At 38.0% G+C, this 18,482-nt stretch carries 18 protein-coding genes, 1 tRNA gene and 1 other annotated feature; all 19 genes read left to right on the plus strand.

The genetic code is table 11. The annotated features are described in order from the left end of the window. Positions 1-174 precede the first annotated feature (174 nt). The 19 genes from ACE38V_RS14175 (at position 175) to leuD (ending at position 18,399) form a co-directional block, all read left to right on the plus strand. On the plus strand, positions 175-783 hold the full coding sequence (locus tag ACE38V_RS14175; protein WP_375842131.1) for a succinate dehydrogenase cytochrome b558 subunit: 609 nt from the start codon (positions 175-177) through the stop codon (positions 781-783). A 45-nt stretch (positions 784-828) separates the two neighbouring features. Continuing rightward, positions 829-2,580 (plus strand): succinate dehydrogenase flavoprotein subunit, encoded by a 1,752-nt coding sequence (sdhA, locus tag ACE38V_RS14180; RefSeq protein WP_375842133.1) that lies wholly within the window; start codon positions 829-831, stop codon positions 2,578-2,580. Positions 2,581-2,603: 23 nt separating this feature from the next. Continuing rightward, positions 2,604-3,365, plus strand: coding sequence for a succinate dehydrogenase iron-sulfur subunit (sdhB, locus tag ACE38V_RS14185; RefSeq protein WP_375842135.1), 762 nt, complete (start codon positions 2,604-2,606; stop codon positions 3,363-3,365). Between the two features lie 220 nt (positions 3,366-3,585). Continuing rightward, on the plus strand, positions 3,586-4,050 hold the full coding sequence (locus tag ACE38V_RS14190; RefSeq protein ID WP_375842137.1) for an acyl-CoA thioesterase: 465 nt from the start codon (positions 3,586-3,588) through the stop codon (positions 4,048-4,050). Positions 4,051-4,199: 149 nt separating this feature from the next. Continuing rightward, the gene (gene gerE, locus ACE38V_RS14195; protein ID WP_019154738.1) at positions 4,200-4,424 is read left to right on the plus strand and encodes a spore germination transcription factor GerE; all 225 of its coding nucleotides are present in this window, start codon (positions 4,200-4,202) and stop codon (positions 4,422-4,424) included. Between the two features lie 190 nt (positions 4,425-4,614). After that, positions 4,615-5,073 (plus strand): MarR family winged helix-turn-helix transcriptional regulator, encoded by a 459-nt coding sequence (locus ACE38V_RS14200; RefSeq protein ID WP_375842139.1) that lies wholly within the window; start codon positions 4,615-4,617, stop codon positions 5,071-5,073. 10 nt (positions 5,074-5,083) lie between these two features. Continuing rightward, a complete protein-coding gene (racE, locus tag ACE38V_RS14205) occupies positions 5,084-5,881 on the plus strand; it encodes a glutamate racemase (protein WP_375842141.1) in 798 nt (265 codons plus the stop codon). Positions 5,882-6,044: 163 nt separating this feature from the next. Then, positions 6,045-7,124, plus strand: a complete 1,080-nt coding sequence (locus tag ACE38V_RS14210) for a GerMN domain-containing protein (protein WP_375842143.1) — start codon at positions 6,045-6,047, stop codon at positions 7,122-7,124. A gap of 118 nt (positions 7,125-7,242) precedes the next feature. Next, positions 7,243-7,989, plus strand: coding sequence for a ribonuclease PH (gene rph / locus ACE38V_RS14215; RefSeq protein WP_375842145.1), 747 nt, complete (start codon positions 7,243-7,245; stop codon positions 7,987-7,989). 17 nt (positions 7,990-8,006) lie between these two features. Then, entirely contained in the window at positions 8,007-8,597 is a 591-nt protein-coding gene (locus ACE38V_RS14220; protein WP_375842146.1) for an XTP/dITP diphosphatase, read from the plus strand. Between the two features lie 14 nt (positions 8,598-8,611). Continuing rightward, on the plus strand, positions 8,612-9,130 hold the full coding sequence (locus ACE38V_RS14225) for a metallophosphoesterase family protein (RefSeq protein WP_375842148.1): 519 nt from the start codon (positions 8,612-8,614) through the stop codon (positions 9,128-9,130). A gap of 325 nt (positions 9,131-9,455) precedes the next feature. After that, positions 9,456-9,532, plus strand: a tRNA-Arg gene (locus ACE38V_RS14230). Positions 9,533-9,900: 368 nt separating this feature from the next. After that, positions 9,901-10,145: a binding site (T-box leader), on the plus strand. A gap of 79 nt (positions 10,146-10,224) precedes the next feature. After that, positions 10,225-11,940, plus strand: a complete 1,716-nt coding sequence (gene ilvB, locus ACE38V_RS14235; protein WP_375842150.1) for an acetolactate synthase large subunit — start codon at positions 10,225-10,227, stop codon at positions 11,938-11,940. Continuing rightward, positions 11,937-12,458, plus strand: coding sequence for an acetolactate synthase small subunit (ilvN, locus tag ACE38V_RS14240; protein WP_375842151.1), 522 nt, complete (start codon positions 11,937-11,939; stop codon positions 12,456-12,458). The genes ilvB and ilvN overlap by 4 nt, the downstream gene beginning before the upstream one ends. Before the next feature lie 34 nt (positions 12,459-12,492). Then, positions 12,493-13,515 carry a ketol-acid reductoisomerase gene (ilvC, locus tag ACE38V_RS14245; protein ID WP_375842152.1) on the plus strand — a complete coding sequence of 341 codons (1,023 nt, stop codon included), beginning with the start codon at positions 12,493-12,495 and terminating at the stop codon, positions 13,513-13,515. Then, on the plus strand, positions 13,502-15,040 hold the full coding sequence (locus ACE38V_RS14250; RefSeq protein WP_375842154.1) for a 2-isopropylmalate synthase: 1,539 nt from the start codon (positions 13,502-13,504) through the stop codon (positions 15,038-15,040). Before ilvC ends, ACE38V_RS14250 begins: the two co-directional genes overlap by 14 nt. A gap of 68 nt (positions 15,041-15,108) precedes the next feature. Beyond that, positions 15,109-16,221, plus strand: a complete 1,113-nt coding sequence (gene leuB / locus ACE38V_RS14255; protein ID WP_375842156.1) for a 3-isopropylmalate dehydrogenase — start codon at positions 15,109-15,111, stop codon at positions 16,219-16,221. Positions 16,222-16,372: 151 nt separating this feature from the next. Further along, positions 16,373-17,785: a 3-isopropylmalate dehydratase large subunit gene (leuC, locus tag ACE38V_RS14260; protein WP_375842158.1), complete on the plus strand. Its 1,413-nt coding sequence runs from the start codon at positions 16,373-16,375 to the stop codon at positions 17,783-17,785. Positions 17,786-17,799: 14 nt separating this feature from the next. Continuing rightward, a complete protein-coding gene (leuD, locus tag ACE38V_RS14265; RefSeq protein ID WP_375842160.1) occupies positions 17,800-18,399 on the plus strand; it encodes a 3-isopropylmalate dehydratase small subunit in 600 nt (199 codons plus the stop codon). Positions 18,400-18,482 lie beyond the last annotated feature (83 nt).

An 18,482-nucleotide genomic window follows, 5' to 3' on the forward strand; every position in this document is an offset into this window, starting at 1 on the left:
TATGTCGATTTTGTGTATCCGTTTTCTTGACGCTCTAAATAGATGGGGGTAAAATGAACATGTCACATTATTGTAAAAAGTTAAAGTATTAAAACGATGAGGTGATTTTTTTACTTAAATCTATGGAAACTTAAGTAATGAAAGGATCTCATAAAAATTAGGGGGGGTTAATTTATGGCAGGTAATCGAGAGTTTTTTAATCGCAGATTGCACTCGCTGTTAGGAGTTATTCCTGTTGGGGCATTCTTAACAGTGCACCTAGTGGTAAACCAATTTGCAACAAGAGGAGAGGAATCATTTAATAAAGCTGTAGGCTTTATGGAAAGTCTTCCATTCTTGCTCTTTTTGGAAATTTTTATCATTTTCTTACCATTATTATATCATGCAATTTATGGACTCTATATCGCATTTACTGCTAAAAGTAACGTAGGAAAGTTTGGATTTTCTCGCAACTGGATGTTTTTATTGCAACGGGTAACAGGGGTTATCACATTAATATTTGTCGCATGGCATGTTTGGGAAACAAGAATTGCCTATGCACTTGGAACAGAACTTAACTTTGATATGATGGCTAATATTTTAGATAACTCTTTTATGTTCTGGTTTTATATTGTTGGGGTTGTGTCAGCAATATTCCACTTTGCAAACGGTCTATGGTCTTTCTGTATTAGCTGGGGTCTTACCGTTTCTCCAAAATCCCAACGAATTTCTACATATGTAACGATGGTTTTCTTTATTTTACTATCAATCGTAGCAATTCGCACTTTATTTGCTTTTGTTTAATAGAATAATAGATTGATTGGATTAGGATTTTAAGGAGTGAGTTGGATGGGTAAAGGTAACATTATCGTAGTTGGCGGCGGACTAGCCGGCTTAATGGCAACGATAAAAATTGCAGAAGCAGGAAAATCAGTTGAATTATTTTCATTAGTACCGGTAAAACGTTCTCACTCAGTTTGTGCACAAGGTGGGATTAACGGAGCTGTCAATACAAAAGGTGAAGGAGATTCTACCTGGATTCACTTTGACGACACGATTTATGGCGGGGACTTCTTAGCTAACCAGCCTCCGGTAAAAGCAATGTGTGAAGCGGCACCTGGAATAATTCATTTAATGGACCGTATGGGAGTTATGTTCAACCGTACTCCAGAAGGATTGCTAGATTTCCGTCGTTTTGGTGGAACAGAGTATCACAGGACTGCCTATGCGGGTGCAACAACAGGACAACAGCTTCTTTATGCTCTAGATGAACAGGTTCGTCGTCATGAGGTAGCTGGATTAGTGACAAAATATGAAGGCTGGGAATTTTTAGGCACTGTTCTTGATGATGATGGCGTATGTTGTGGAATTGTCGCTCAAGACTTAAAAACGATGGAAATTAAATCATTTGCTGGAGATGCGGTTATTCTTGCGACAGGCGGCCCTGGTATTATTTTTGGTAAATCAACAAACTCCGTAATTAATACGGGTTCTGCTGCTTCTATTGTTTATCAACAAGGTGCATATTATGCAAATGGGGAAATGATCCAAATTCACCCAACAGCAATTCCTGGGGATGATAAGCTTCGTCTAATGAGTGAATCAGCCCGTGGTGAAGGTGGACGGATATGGACTTATAAAGATGGCAAACCATGGTATTTCTTAGAAGAAAAATATCCTGCATACGGAAATCTTGTTCCTCGTGATATTGCTACACGTGAAATCTTTGATGTCTGTATTAACCAAAAGCTTGGAATCAATGGTGAAAACATGGTATATCTTGATCTTTCCCATAAGGATCCACATGAACTGGATGTTAAACTTGGTGGTATTATCGAGATTTATGAAAAGTTTACTGGAGATGATCCACATAAGGTTCCAATGAAGATTTTCCCTGCTGTTCACTATTCAATGGGTGGATTATGGGTTGATTTTGATCAAATGACGAATATTCCTGGATTATTTGCTGCTGGGGAATGTGATTATTCACAACATGGAGCTAACCGTTTAGGCGCCAATTCATTGCTTTCAGCTATGTATGGTGGAATGGTTGCAGGACCAAATGCTGTACGATATATTGAAGGATTAGAAAAGAGCGCAGATGCTGTATCTTCAAAAGTCTTTGATCGACATGTGAAGGAACAACAGGAAAAATGGGATGGCATTATGTCAATGGATGGAACAGAAAATGCCTATGTCCTTCATAAAGAGCTTGGTGAAATGATGACTGCAAATGTTACAGTTGTTCGCTTCAATGATAAGCTTTTACAAACGGATGAAAAGCTACAAGAGTTGTTAGAACGCTATAAAAATATAAATATTAATGATACTGGAAAATGGAGCAATCAAGGGGCAACATTTACACGTCAATTACAAAACATGCTTCAATTAGCCCGTGTTATTACAATTGGTGCTTATAATCGTAATGAAAGCCGTGGAGCTCACTATAAACCTGAATTTCCAAAACGTAATGATGAGGAATTCTTAAAAACCACTATGGCTAAATTTGTTGATGCACAAACGGCTCCTCAGTTCCATTATGAGGATGTCGATATCTCATTAATTAAGCCACGTGAGCGTGACTATACTAAGAAGCACTAATTTGAAAGGGGAGTAGGAAAAGTATGTCTGAAAAGAAAACCGTGAAGTTTATTATCACTCGTCAGGATAACCCGAGCTCCGCTCCTTACGAGGAAGAATTCGATATTCCATATCGTCCGAATATGAATGTAATTTCTGCATTAATGGAGATTCGCCGAAATCCAGTAAATTCAAAAGGTCAAAAAACAACTCCAATCACATGGGAAATGAACTGCCTTGAAGAAGTATGTGGAGCTTGTTCCATGGTGATTAATGGAAGACCGCGCCAGTCATGTTCTGCGCTAGTTGACCAACTTGAACAACCAATTCGCTTAGCACCAATGAGCACTTTCCCAGTTGTTCGGGACTTACAGGTTGATCGTAGCAGAATGTTTGATTCGCTTAAAAAGGTTAAGGCATGGATTCCAATTGATGGAACCTATAATTTAGGTCCTGGGCCACGTATGCCAGAACAAAAACGTCAATGGGCTTATGAGCTTTCTAAATGTATGACATGTGGTGTGTGCTTGGAGGCTTGTCCAAATGTAAATAGTAAATCGAATTTCATTGGACCACAACCACTATCACAAGTTCGTTTATTTAATGCTCACCCAACTGGTGCGATGAATCGTGCAGAGCGATTAGAGGCCATTATGGGAGATGGGGGACTTGCTAACTGCGGTAACTCTCAAAACTGTGTTCAAGCATGTCCAAAAGGAATTCCTTTGACTACTTCCATTGCTGCACTAAATCGAGATACGGCAATTCAATCCTTCAGAAATTTCTTTGGAAGCGATCAGGTGTAAAAAAGGGGGCTGGCAATTTTGTCAGCCCTTTTCTTTGTCAATAAATTTTAGCTCTTTGAATTATTTTTTCAGAAAATACAAAAAATATATTAAAATAGGTTTTCAATGATAGGAAAAATAATTATAATAGTTAAGAAGAATAGTGAATGAATGTTCATTCAACATCCGTTTAATAATAGAATTCAATATAAATAGAAATTGCCAAGTCAGGGGGATCTTTGTGGGAAAGATTGAGTATATTCGCGATTTTTATCAATGGGAGAAGGAATTTGAATTCTTTTATCCAGTCCAGGTTCGTTTTTCTGAAACAGACATGTTTGGACATTTAAACAATACCGTACCATTTGTATATTTTGAAAGTGCAAGAATTGAGTATTTTCATCAGTTGGGATTTATGCAGGATTGGGTCTTACCTGATAGTGAAACGATTCCGGTAGTCGCAGATTTACAATGTGATTATCTCAAACAAGTCTTTTTTGCGGAAAAGTTAAAGGTGTATGTGAAGGCGGAAAAAGTGGGAAAGACTTCAGTGGACATTCATTATTTAGTTAAGAATGAGAAGGAAGAGCCATGCATTGTTGGGCGCGGGACGGTTGTGCAAATGTCCAAGAAAACTGGTAAAGGTGTTCTATGGACAGAAAAAAACAAGGAACTGTTTTTAAATAGAACGCATATAGAGGTGTAATCATCGGTAAAATACCCATTTCGTGAAATTAAATATTCTCGTTCAATAAATGTAGTCACTCCAATCCTTTGATGAACATATGATATGGTGACTAAATATATACCCACCCCGCTGTTCATAGCTGGCGAAGGCAAGGAGGGTTACAATACTTGAAGGAGAATGAATATACTCACAAGCCGTTACTCACCAAACGAGAAAGAGAAGTGTTCGAACTGTTAGTACAAGACAAAACAACAAAAGAAATCGCTAGTGAATTGTTTATCAGCGAAAAAACGGTTCGAAATCATATTTCGAATGCTATGCAAAAGCTTGGTGTTAAGGGGCGATCACAAGCTGTTGTAGAGCTCCTAAGAATGGGAGAACTAGAACTTTAATCTAGACCGGCTATCCTTTAAGAGGAGGCCGGTTTATTATTGGTAAATTGAAGGGAACATACAATAATTCCTTCTTGATATTTATCGTTAAAAGATAGAAAATAAGCACTAGGATAAACTTTTGAATAGCTTGGTAGGTTCATATTTGAGCTTTGCAAAAATGCAAGCCGATATTAGGAGCTGTGAAATGATGAAAGAGGAATTAGAAAAGCAACTGCATGTAAGTGAATCGGTTGCGGAATTAGAAAAAGACTTAAGATACATATCGGGTATCATTAAGCAAAAGGGGAGAGAAATCTTAAGTGATTTTTCTATTACTCCACCACAATTTGTTGCACTGCAATGGCTGTTTGATGAGGGTGGTATGACCATTGGGGAATTATCGAATAAAATGTATTTGGCATGTAGTACTACTACCGATTTAATTGATAGAATGGAAAAAACCAATCTTGTAAAACGGGTGAAGGATTCGAATGATCGTCGAGTAGTGAGAATTCATTTACTCGAAAAAGGTGAAAAAATTATCAATGAGGTTATTCGTAAACGGCAAAAATATTTACAACAATTACTTGCTAATTATTCAAACGAAGAGGTAAAGATTTTACAAAACAATATGCAAAAATTACATCAAGAAATGAGCAAAGAATGAGGCGAGATTTTTGAAACGACCAATCGGATTAATCGATTCAGGAGTAGGTGGATTAACAGTAGTAAAAGAGGTAATGCGCCAGCTTCCAAATGAACAAATTTTGTATGTTGGAGATACTGCAAGATGCCCTTATGGACCAAGACCTACGAATGAAGTGAAGGCTTATACATGGCAAATGACCCAGTTCTTACTTGAAAAGAATATCAAAATGCTTGTGATTGCTTGTAACACAGCAACGGCAGCTGTATTAGATGAAATTCAAAGCGAACTTAGCATTCCGGTCATTGGGGTTATTCATCCTGGAGCTAGAACAGCTATTAAAGTAACGAAAAATTATCAAATTGGGGTTATTGGGACGATTGGGACGATTCAAAGTCATGCGTATGAAATTGCTCTAAAATCCATTAATAAAAAATCAAAGGTTACTAGTCTTGCTTGCCCTAAATTTGTTCCATTAGTAGAAAGTGGAGAGTATTTCGGTTCAGTAGCCAAAAAAATTGTGGCGGAAACTTTGAGACCTATGAAAAAGAAAGGGCTTGATACGCTTATATTGGGCTGTACTCATTATCCTCTTTTGGAGTCGTTAATTAAAAATGTAATGGGAAAAGGTGTTTCTGTCATTAGTTCAGGTGAAGAAACGGCACGAGAAGTTAGTACGATTTTATATCATAGCGGTAAATTAAATACAACTGGTCATCATGCTGAACATCATTTTTATATAACAGGTTCTAAGACCATTTTTAAAAAAATTGCTGTCCAGTGGCTAGAGGAAGAAAATCTTCAGGTTTCCACTATTCATCTTGGTTAAAATCCCTAATTCCTAGGGATTTTTTTTATCAAGAATGAAAGCGAGATTTGCCAATCACATATCAGAGAAAAATAAATATTTGTCCAATTTTTCGTTCCAAGGCGGTCTAAATATGAAAAAAACTCGTATACATGTAGTACAAACTGTCTTTGGAGGGATAAAAATGCATAAAAATAAAAAAATCACCATCTTATCCTCAATCGTGATATTGTCGGTATGGCTATCCGGTTGTGGTTTGTTTGGACTTGAGGATAAACAAAAAATGGATCCGCCTAATGAAGCGTCTTATACAAGTGATGCTTCGAAAATTAGTACGGAGGAAACAACGAAGGATAACGTTCAGAAAGAACAAAAAGTGGTTGCTGAAAATACGATTGAAACAGAACTTTACTTATTGGACAAAAATGGATACGTGGTACCGCAAACCTTAAATCTTCCAAAAACCAATTCCGTTGCCAAACAAGCCTTAGATTACTTGATTCAGGATGGTAAAGTGACAGATATTCTTCCAAATGGTTTTAAGGCAGTGATTCCAGCAGATACGAATGTTAGTGTGAAGATTGATAAAGATAAAGTAGCGACTGTGAATTTTTCAAAAGAATTCAACCACTACAAAAAAGAGGAAGAGCAAAAGATATTACAATCCGTCACATGGACATTGACGCAATTTGACTCAATTGAGAAAGTTAAAATTCAAGTGAACGGCTTTGCGTTAAAAGAAATGCCAGTCAATAAAACACCAATCGCAGCGGAAGGTCTAACAAGAGCAGACGGAATCAATATTGATACAACGGATGTCCTTGATATTACAAATACAAAGTCGATTACAGTCTATTATCTTGGCGGTGAAGACGAACATTATTATTATGTTCCGGTAACAAAACGTGTCAGCAATAAGGAAGAAGATAATATTCAGGCTGCGGTAGATGAATTAATCAAAGGCCCTAGCTATACATCTTATTTATTGTCGGATTTTTCCGCTGAAGCCAAGCTTTTAGATGAGCCAAAGGTGGAGGATGGAAAGGTAACATTAAACTTTAATAAATCCATTGTTAATAGTTTGAATGGCAAGAAAATTTCTCAACATGTATTAGAAGCATTGGCCTTATCTTTAACGGAACAAAAGGGAATTGAAAGTGTGGCTTTAACAGTAGATGGCAAAACAGATCTACTTAATGAAAAAGGTGAAAAAATAACAAAACCTGTGACAAGACCAGAAAAAGTAAACACAGGTAGTTTTTAAAAAATATTTTTTGATATACTATATAAAAGAACTTCGTAAGAGGTTGGCATCCTGCCCGCCTCTTCTTTATTGTGAGTTAAGTTTTTTTGAAGTTTAGCAAGACGAAGGAGGAAGATTGATGCGTTTTGATGGACGTGAACCACAACAATTAAGACCGATACATATTGAAACAGGATATTTAAAGCACCCAGAGGGGTCCGTACTTATTACAGTAGGAGATACAAAAGTAATCTGTGCAGCAAGTATTGATGAACGTGTACCGCCATTTATGCGTGGGGAAGGGAAGGGCTGGATAACAGCTGAATATTCAATGCTGCCAAGAGCAACAGAACAGCGAAATATTCGTGAGTCCTCAAAAGGAAAAATAACGGGGAGAACGATGGAGATTCAGCGCTTAATTGGACGTGCTTTGCGTTCGGCTGTTAATTTAGACGCGATCGGAGAAAGAACGATTTGGCTTGATTGTGATGTAATCCAAGCAGATGGTGGTACAAGAACCGCCTCTATTACAGGAGCATTTGTTGCCATGGCCATTGCCCTTGATAAATTATATCGTTCAAAAAAATTAACGAAATATCCAATCATCGATTTTTTAGCAGCAACGAGTGTCGGGATTTTAGAAGACAATCAAGCTGTTTTAGATTTAAACTATGTTGAAGATTCTCAAGCAAACGTTGATATGAATGTTGTGATGACAGGCCAAAGCGAATTTGTTGAGCTTCAGGGGACTGGTGAGGAAGCAACATTTTCTTATCAGCAACTTCAGGAGCTATTAGGTTTGGCACAAGAGGGAATAACAAGTCTGATTGATAAGCAAAAGGAAGTACTTGGGGAAGACATTGTTGCTAAAATTGTGAAAAAATAGAGGAGACCTCGGTAAAAATGAAAGAAGTAATTATCGCTACAAAAAATAAAGGAAAAGCTAGAGAATTTGTTCAAATGTTTGAGCCATATGGCTATGAAGTCAAAACACTTCTTGATTTTCAAGATGTAGCAGACGTGGAGGAAACGGGGACGACATTTGAAGAAAATGCGATTTTGAAAGCTGAAACGATCTCGAAGAAAATAGCAAAAATGGTGATTGCAGATGATTCGGGATTAGTTGTTGATGCATTAAACGGAAGACCGGGAGTGTATTCGGCACGATATGCAGGGGAAGAAAAAAACGATGAACATAATATTGATAAAGTACTAGAAGAACTAGATGGGGTGCAAGCTGAAAACCGTTCTGCCCGTTTTTATTGTGCTCTTGCAGTTGCTGTTCCTGGGAAAGAGACATTTACGGTTAACGGATCCTGCGAAGGAACCATTTTAACTGAAAGAAGAGGAACGAATGGATTTGGTTACGATCCTATCTTTTTTGTAAATGAAAAAGAAAAAGCGATGGCAGAGCTTAAACCAGATGAGAAGAATCAAATAAGCCATCGTGCTCATGCATTGAAAAAACTGGAACAAATATTTTTTCAAAGGTAAAAGGGTGAATAATGATGGGGAAGATTCTTATAGTAAGTGATAGTCATGGCTTAACAAATGAATTAAAACAAATAAAGTCGAAGCATCAAGATGAAGTGGATATCATGATTCATTGCGGAGATTCTGAGCTTAATGCAGACAATCCAATAGTGAACGATTTCCTTATGGTTAGAGGGAATTGTGACTATGACACGAATTTTCCATATGATTTGGTCGAAAACTATGGGGGTTCAAACATTTTTGTTACCCATGGACATCGATATTCTGTAAAGTCTTCCCTAATGAATTTGATGTATCGAGCCATAGAACTGGATGCGAAGATTGTCTGCTTTGGTCATTCGCATATTTTGGGAGCTGAAATGTTGAAGGGCATTTTATTTTTGAATCCTGGCAGCATTTGCCTTCCACGTGGAAGAAGAGAAAGAACTTATATAATCCTTGCTGTGAAAGAAAATGCTTATGATATCCAGGTTTTTGATTTCGATCAAGGAGAATTACAGGAATTGAGACAAACCTTTTCGCTTTCAAAATAAATATATTATTACTATAATAAAATGTAAGAGGATTTTCTTTCCTCTTACATTTGTTTTTATAAAAAAGCTCGTTTCTATTGACTTTCAATAGGTAATTTAATATAATAAAAACTGTCCTTGAAATTATATCTGTATGTCTTCTGAAAAATAGGATGCTTCATAAATATTTAAAAGGTCCCAGTAGCTCAGCTGGATAGAGCACGATCGAGTAAGCTTCACTGAAAATGCAACAGCGTACTGATTGAGCCACTGCTTGAATAAGCCTACTGAAATCAGGACGTACCTTTAAATTGTGTAAGAATAATTAAATATTTTATAATAATAAGTCCCAGTAGCTCAGCTGGATAGAGCATACGCCTTCTAAGCGTACGGTCGGGGGTTCGAATCCCTCCTGGGACGCCATCTAAACTACATACCAAAATTTCAACTCACTAATTTAGTGAGTTTTTTTGTGCAATTAAGAATGAGGCGGACTTCCTTTCTATGCCTCAAAGGCTCGCTTTAACCGAATGAAATTAACGGAAAAACCAAAATGTTAAAAATAGTTCAAAATATTTTTTAAAATCATAAAAAGGATAATAGCAACAATGAAAGCGATTGCAACAAGTGCAACTAATCTAAATTATCAAATAATTCGCAAAAATAGTGTTGACTCAAATTTAAAAAGAGCGTAAGATAATCCTCAAATAAAGGAATCAAACCTTTCAATCATGAGATTGAGCCTAATAGAAGTGAATGATTGGTTTATTTTTAAACAATTTGATTAATTAGTCAAAGCGTTGACGAGGATAAGTAGTTTTTTATTAAGATCTTCAGAGAGCCGGGGTTGCTGGAAACCGGTGATCTTAGTATCAAATGAACTCACCTCTGAGCACTAACTTGAACCTTTAGTAGAGTTAGTCGAGTGCCCGCACTCGTTATCAAATCGATCGTATTAATGATCAAAAGTGCGCACGAAAATGTGTGAACAAGGGTGGTACCGTGGAATGGTGTTTTAAGCCTTTTCATCCCTTATGCCTAAGTTTGTAGGTATTTGGAGATGGAAAGGCTTTTTATTTTTATACTTAAACTACATACAAGGAGGTCAATTATTCATGTTGCAGGAAGCCGCCTTTACGGAAAAAAAGGCAGAGAACAAAGCGATTAGTGGTGCAGAACTTTTATTAGAAGCATTAGAAAGGGAAAATGTTGAAGTCATTTTTGGCTATCCAGGTGGGGCAGTCTTACCACTTTATGATAAAATCTATGATTCTAAAATTCTCCACGTCTTACCAAGACATGAACAAGGAGGCATTCATGCAGCTGAAGGCTATGCAAGGATCTCTGGAAAAACTGGAGTAGTGATTGCAACATCGGGTCCAGGTGCAACGAATATTGTTACCGGACTGACGGATGCCATGATTGATTCGCTTCCATTGGTTGTGTTTACTGGACAAGTGGCAACAGGAGTGATTGGAACAGACGCTTTCCAAGAGGCTGATGTTTTAGGTATTACCACTCCAATAACGAAATATAATTATCAGGTTCGTAATCTCGCGGATATCCCACGAATTGTGAAGGAGGCTTTTTATATCGCATCAAGTGGGAGACCTGGTCCGGTCTTAATTGATTTACCAAAGGATGTTGCTTCTGGTGTGATAGAGCGGCCAGAGGAGCAAGAAATTAATCTTCCAGGTTATCAGCCTAATATTCAACCCAATTATCTGCAGATTAGAAAGTTGTCCGAGGCTGTCAGTAGTGCGAAACGTCCAGTAATTTTAGCTGGGGCTGGCGTACTGCATGCAAAAGCAGCAAAAGAATTGAAGGAATACGCAGAGCAGCAACAAATTCCTGTTATTCACACATTACTTGGACTTGGTGGTTTTCCTGCGGATCATGAACTATTTATTGGCATGGCGGGAATGCATGGATGTTACGCGGCGAATATGGCTCTATATGAATGTGATTTACTCATTAATATCGGTGCAAGATTTGATGATCGCCTTACAGGAAACTTGGAGCATTTTGCCCCGAATGCAACGGTAGCACATGTAGATATTGATCCGGCAGAAATCGGAAAAAATGTACCAACGCAAATTCCGGTTGTTGCAGATGCGAAGGAGACGTTAAAGCAGCTTGTTGCCCAAGATGGAAAGCCTCCAGTCCATAAAGAATGGTTAGAAATGATTCGTAGCTGGAAGGAAAAACATCCATACCATTATGAATCAAGTGACTTATTAAGGCCACAAAAGGTCCTTGAAATGCTCTATGAAAAAACAAAAGGAGATGCCATCGTGGTCACAGATGTTGGACAGCATCAAATGTGGGCCGCACAGTATTATAAATTTAAAGAAGCGAATCGATGGGTTACTTCTGGCGGCTTAGGAACGATGGGATTTGGCTTACCTGCAAGCATTGGAGCAAGTTTTGCCAATCGCGAGGCATGTGTACTTTCTATCAACGGAGATGGCGGTTTTCAAATGTGTACACAGGAGCTAGCGGTGATTAAAGAATATAATCTGCCAATTAAAATCATTATTTTGAATAACCAAGCACTTGGAATGGTAAGGCAATGGCAGGAATTATTCTATGATGGTAGATACTCTCATAGTAAAAATCCAGTTCAGCCATCCTTTGTCAAATTGGCAGAAGCTTTTGGTATTAAGGGCTATCAAATCAGTAACGAAGAAGAGGCTGAAACGATTCTGAACGATGTATTAAATAATCGTGAGCCTGTCCTTTTAGATTTTAGAGTAAATCCAGATGAAAATGTGTATCCAATGATTGCACCAGGGAAAGGAATACATGAAATGGTGGGTGTTAAAGAATGAAACGAATCATTACCTTAACTGTGATGAATCGCCCAGGGGTTCTTAATCGAATCACCAATTTGTTTTCCAAACGAAATTACAATATTGAAAGCATTACAGTAGGTCATTCAGAAACCGAAGGAATTTCTCGAATCACTTGCGTGGTGAATGTGGAGAATGATCAGATTATTGAACAAATTACCAAGCAATTAAATAAGCAAATTGATGTGATTAAGGTAACAGATATTACGGAACAATCGATTGTAGCAAGAGAACTTGCTTTGATTAAGGTTTTATCAACCGCAAGTACAAGAAATGAAATCTATTCTTTAATCGAACCATTTAGAGCATCCATCATTGATGTAAGTAAGGATAGCATCAGTATTCAAATTACAGGCGAATCCGATAAAATTGAAGCCTTTATCGAATTAATTAAGCCCTATGGTATTAAAGAACTTGCCCGTACAGGAACAACTGCTTTTCAACGGGGAACTCAAAAGTCCAGTAATAATCAATCAAAAACAATTTCAATTGTTTAATAAATAAACTAAGAGACGAAAGGGAGTAAAAATCATGGCAAAAATGTACTACAACGGAGACGCAAATCAATCTTATTTCAATGGGAAGACTGTAGCAGTTATCGGATATGGATCTCAAGGTCATGCTCATGCACAAAATATGAGAGAAAGCGGCGTAAATGTGGTTATCGGCTTGAGACAGGGTAAATCTTGGGATAAAGCTGTTCAGGATGGCTTTGATGTATATTCAGTTGGAGAAGCAACAGCAAAAGCAGATGTAGTTATGATTTTGTTACCAGATGAACTTCAACCAAAAGTATATAAAGAAGAAATTGAACCAAATCTAACAAATCAGGCATTAATGTTTGCTCATGGCTTTAATATTCATTTCCATCAAATCGTCGCACCTCAAACAAGCGATGTTCTACTTGTCGCACCTAAAGGTCCAGGGCATTTAGTAAGAAGAACTTATCAAGAGGGAGCAGGTGTACCAGCACTATTCGCCATTTATCAAGATGTTTCAGGAGAAGCAAGAGAATTAGCATTAGCTTATGCTTATGCAATTGGTGCATTGCGTGCGGGAGCTCTTGAAACAACCTTCAAGGAAGAAACAGAAACAGATTTATTCGGTGAGCAAGCTGTTTTATGCGGAGGATTAACTTCACTGATTAAGGCAGGCTTTGAAACTTTAACGGAAGCTGGCTATCAACCAGAATTAGCTTATTTTGAATGTTGTCATGAAATGAAGCTAATTGTTGACTTAATTTATGAAGGTGGACTTGAAAGAATGCGTTATTCTATCTCAGACACAGCTCAATGGGGCGACTTTGTTAGCGGACCAAGAGTAGTGAACGCAGCTGTTAAAGAGGAAATGAAGGCTGTTCTTAAGGATATTCAGGAAGGCAAATTTGCAAAAGGCTGGATCTTAGAAAATCAGGCAAACCGACCAGTATTCAATGCTATCAATGAAAGTGAAAAAGAACATCCAATTGAAAAAGTTGGAAAAGAATTACGCGCGATGATGCCTTTTGTTAATAAGGATCGAAAGAAGGAAGTGGTGGGTAGTGCGCAAAATTAAAATATTTGACACTACTCTAAGAGATGGTGAGCAGTCGGCAGGAGTCAACCTTAACTTTTCGGAAAAATTTGAAATTGCTAAGCAGCTGGAAAGATTGCATGTGGATATAATTGAGGCAGGCTTTCCTGCTGCCTCAAAAGGTGACTTCTCCTCCGTACAGCAAATTGCCAACTCAATCAAAAATTGTTCGGTGACTGGGCTTGCACGCTCAGTCTTTTCCGATATTGATGCTGCCTGGGAGGCTCTCAAAAACGGAGCAGAACCGAGACTGCATGTATTTATCGCTACTTCACCGATTCACCGTCAATATAAATTGAAAATGAATAAGGAAGAAGTGCTAGATACAGCAGTGAAAATGGTTCAATATGCAGCAAAAAAATTTCCAATCATCCAGTGGTCAGCTGAAGATGCAACCCGCACAGAGCTCCCCTTTTTAGCTGAAATCGTTGAAGCAGTAATCCGAGCGGGTGCGAATGTAATCAATATTCCAGATACAGTGGGGTATACGACGCCAAAGGAATATGGTGAAATTTTTCAATATTTAAAAAATAATGTTCCATCTATTGATAAGGTTGCTTTATCCACTCATTGTCATGATGATTTAGGCATGTCCATTTCTAATTCTCTTGCTGCTGTTGAAAATGGAGCAACTCAAGTGGAAGGAACGATTAACGGAATCGGGGAAAGAGCTGGGAATGCCGCCCTCGAGGAATTTGCCGTCGCTCTATATACAAGAAAAGACTATTATCAAGCAGAAACTAGATTGAATTTAAAGGAAATTAGCAGAACAAGCACTCTTGTTAGTAGATTGACAGGAATGATTGTACCAGCTAATAAGGCGGTTGTCGGCAAAAATGCTTTTGCCCATGAATCAGGTATTCACCAAGATGGGGTTTTAAAGGAAAAAACAACTTATGAAATCATTTCACCTGATTTGGTTGGATATCAAGAAAATTCTCTCGTACTTGGAAAGCATTCCGGACGACATGCATTTAAAAATCGCCTAGAAGAAATCGGATTAGTGTTGGATGAGAGTGAGGTTAATAAGCTCTTTGCTGTTTTCAAAGATTTAGCAGATCGGAAAAAGGAAATGACTGACGATGATTTAGTAGCAATTGTCCTTGAGGAAAAGCTTTCGAAAGAGGAAAGGTTTTTTGATTTAATTCAAATGCAGGTACAGTATGGAACGAATAATGTACCTACTGCAACCGTCACTTTATCTGGTCGTAATAATGAAGTCATTCAAGAAGCAGGAACGGGATCCGGCAGTATTGAAGCACTTTATAACACGCTTGAAAAATGCATCAATGAAAAGGTTCATCTTTTAGACTATCGAATACAGTCGGTTGGGGCTGGTCGAGATGCCTTAGCTCAAGTATATGTGAAGCTTCAATTTAGAGGGGTAGAAACAAGTGGTAGAGGTTTAGCGCAGGACGTCTTAGAAGCATCAGTTAAAGCCTATTTAAACGCTATTAATCGTGTGTTATATATGAAGGACAAATCTTCAACCGTTTTACAAGGTTAGGCAAACAAATGAGATTCTATCAATCTAAATGTAGGGTAGGACATAGGGAAAGGAACGGAGTGAAAAGCATGAAAAAACAGATTGCCATTTTATCTGGCGATGGAATCGGGAAGGAAGTAACAGAGGGAGCAATCGACGTGCTTCGTGCCATCGGAGAAAGATTTGAACATCAATTTTATTTCTTATATGGAAAAATTGGCGGTTCAGCATATGATGCGGAAGGCACTCCATTACCGGATGAGACGATTCGTCTTTGTAAAGAAAGTGATGCTGTCTTACTTGGGGCAGTTGGTGGAACAAAATGGGATCGGTTGCCCGTCCATCTTCGACCTGAGCAAGGTTTATTAAAGATTCGAAAAGAATTAGAATTGTATGCCAATTTAAGGCCGACCAAATATTATCCTAGCTTAGAAGAGTCTTCTCCGCTTCGAAAGGAATTCATCAAAGATGTTGATATGTTAATGGTTCGTGAATTAACGGGTGGCCTATATTTTGGAAAGCCAAGTGAGCGGACAACGCAGGATGGTAAGGCGGCAGTCGTGGATACCCTATTTTATCAACGATTTGAAATGTATCGAGTGATTGATTTGGCGTTTCAGCTAGCCAGCAATCGCAATAAAAAGGTAACGTCTGTTGATAAGGCAAACGTGTTAGAGTCTAGCCGTATGTGGAGAGAGGTTGCTGAAGAAATTGCTGCTAAATATCCAAATGTCGAGCTTGAACATATGCTCGTTGACAATGCGGCTATGCAAATGATCAAAAACCCGAAGAAGTTTGATGTTGTCGTTACGGAAAATATGTTTGGCGATATATTAAGCGATGAAGCTTCCGTGTTAACTGGTTCACTTGGAATGCTCCCATCAGCAAGTATTTCACAAAGTGGACCATATTTATACGAACCAATTCATGGTTCTGCTCCTGACATTGCAGGACAAAATAAGGCAAATCCGCTTGCAACCATTTTATCAGCAGCCATGATGCTTCGTTTATCTTTTGGATTAGAAAAGGAAGCACAAGCAGTTGAACATGCGGTTAATGAAGTATTGGAAGCTGGATATAGAACAATGGATATTTCATCAAATGGTAAAAAGATTGTGACGACAACAGAGATGATTCAAGAAGTTAAATCTGCTATTTTAGATCAAGGTGAAATTCATAACATCATGAATTGCTATGCGTAATGAACATCATACATGCTGACTCGTCGAACAGTTTTGTCATTTTTATTTCAGCTGCCTTTCATTGTCTATCAGTAGCTGTGATTAAAAATAAGCAATTCTCTAGAAAAGTCAGCTTTTTTTCTTAGAAATTCAAGGATTAGGAGGCTTTGAAATGGGAAAGTCAATTATTGATAAAATTTGGGAAAAGCATATCGTTCATCAAGAAGAAGGGAAACCGGACTTATTATATATCGATCTTCATTTAGTCCATGAAGTCACATCGCCACAGGCTTTTTCAGGTTTACGCATGAAAAATCGTAAAGTGAGAAGACCGGATAAAACCTTTGCAACAATGGATCATAATGTTCCAACATTAAATCGGTACAAAGTTGATGACCCTGTTGCGTTAAATCAAATGACGACATTAGAGAAGAATTGTGTGGAATTCGGTGTACCGCTTGCAGGCTTAGAAAGTCCTGATCAGGGGATTGTTCATGTTATCGGTCCAGAATTAGGATTAACACAACCAGGACAGACCGTTGTTTGTGGAGATAGCCACACGTCTACCCATGGGGCTTTCGGAGCCTTAGCCTTCGGAATTGGGACAAGCGAGGTTGAACATGTGATGGCAACCCAAACACTATGGCAAAGCAAGCCTAAAACATTAAAGCTTGAAATCAATGGAAAGCTCGCAAAAGGGGTGACGGCAAAGGACGTAATTCTTTATATCATCGCTCAAGAAGGAATTAAGTTTGGTACCGGATATTGTATAGAATATTGTGGAGAAGTCATTCGCAATTTGTCCATGGATGAGAGAATGACGATCTGCAATATGTCCATAGAGGGGGGAGCAAGAGCAGGTCTCGTTAGCCCCGATGAAACGACTTTTGATTATATAAAAGGAAGAAAGTATGCACCTAAGGATGAGGTATTTACTAAATATGAGCAAAGATGGAAGAAATTCGCCTCTGATAAAGATGCCCAATATGATAAAGTGATTGAAATTGATGGAAACGATATTTCGCCAATGGTGAGTTGGGGGACGAATCCATCGATGACGGCAAAAATTGAACAAAAGATCCCGACTCTTTCAGATTGTAAATCTGAACTAGAAAGTCAGTCATTACAAAATGCCCTTCAATATATGGGATTAAGGGAAGGACAAAAAATAGAAGATATTAAAGTGCAACATGTATTTATCGGTTCATGTACGAATTCTAGATTGGAAGATTTACGCCAAGCCGCCAAGGTAGTAAAAGGGAAAAAGGTCAATTCTAAGGTAAGGGCATTAGTTGTTCCAGGTTCTCAAAAAATTAAAAAACAAGCCGAAGAAGAAGGCTTGGCACAAATCTTTATGGATGCTGGATTTGAATGGCGGGATTCTGGCTGCAGCATGTGTCTAAGCATGAATAATGATATCGTTCCAAGTGGTGAACATTGTGCTTCAACTTCTAATCGAAATTTTGAAGGTCGCCAAGGAGCTGGAGCAAGAACGCATTTAGTGAGTCCGGCAATGGCTGCAGCGGCTGCTATTAATGGCCATTTTGTTGATGTAAGAAAAATGCTTACCGCAGAAATGGTGTAAAGGAGGATTCATAAATGAGTGGAATTAATGTACTAGAAGGAAAAGCAGCAGCACTAAATCGTGCGAATGTGGATACGGATCAAATTATTCCTAAACAATTTTTAAAAAGGATTGAAAAGACGGGATTTGGACAATATTTATTTTTCGATTGGCGCTACTTGCCTAATGGGGATCCTAATCCAAACTTTGAATTAAATGCTCCGCAAAACGCGGGTGTTAGCATTCTGATAGCCAACGAAAATTTTGGCTGTGGGTCATCGAGAGAACATGCACCATGGGCTCTATTAGATTATGGCTTTAAAGCGATTATTGCCCCGTCTTTTGCAGATATCTTTCATCAAAACTGTTTGAAGAATGGGATACTCCCAATCGTTTTGAATAATGAAGAAGTAGCATTTTTATTAGAAAAAGCGAAGGAACAGCCGATTCATTTACAGATTTCTTTAGAAAATCAAACCGTAGAAGATACAGATGGTTTTTATGCGCAATTCTCTATTCATCCTTATTGGAAGAAATTATTAATGAATGGCTGGGATGAAATTGAAATCACCTTGCAGTTAGATGATAAAATTAAGCAATTTGAAGAGAAAGAAGAGTTTTCTCAAAATTATTAAAATGAGAAGTCTACAAAATAAATTAGGGCCAAGCTCCATAGGACACTATTTACTTGTTTTTTCAACTTTGTCTTATGTTGCTT

The sequence above is a fragment of the Cytobacillus sp. Hz8 genome (assembly GCF_042263505.1).
Taxonomy (GTDB): Bacteria; Bacillota; Bacilli; order Bacillales; family Cytobacillaceae; genus Bacillus_BE.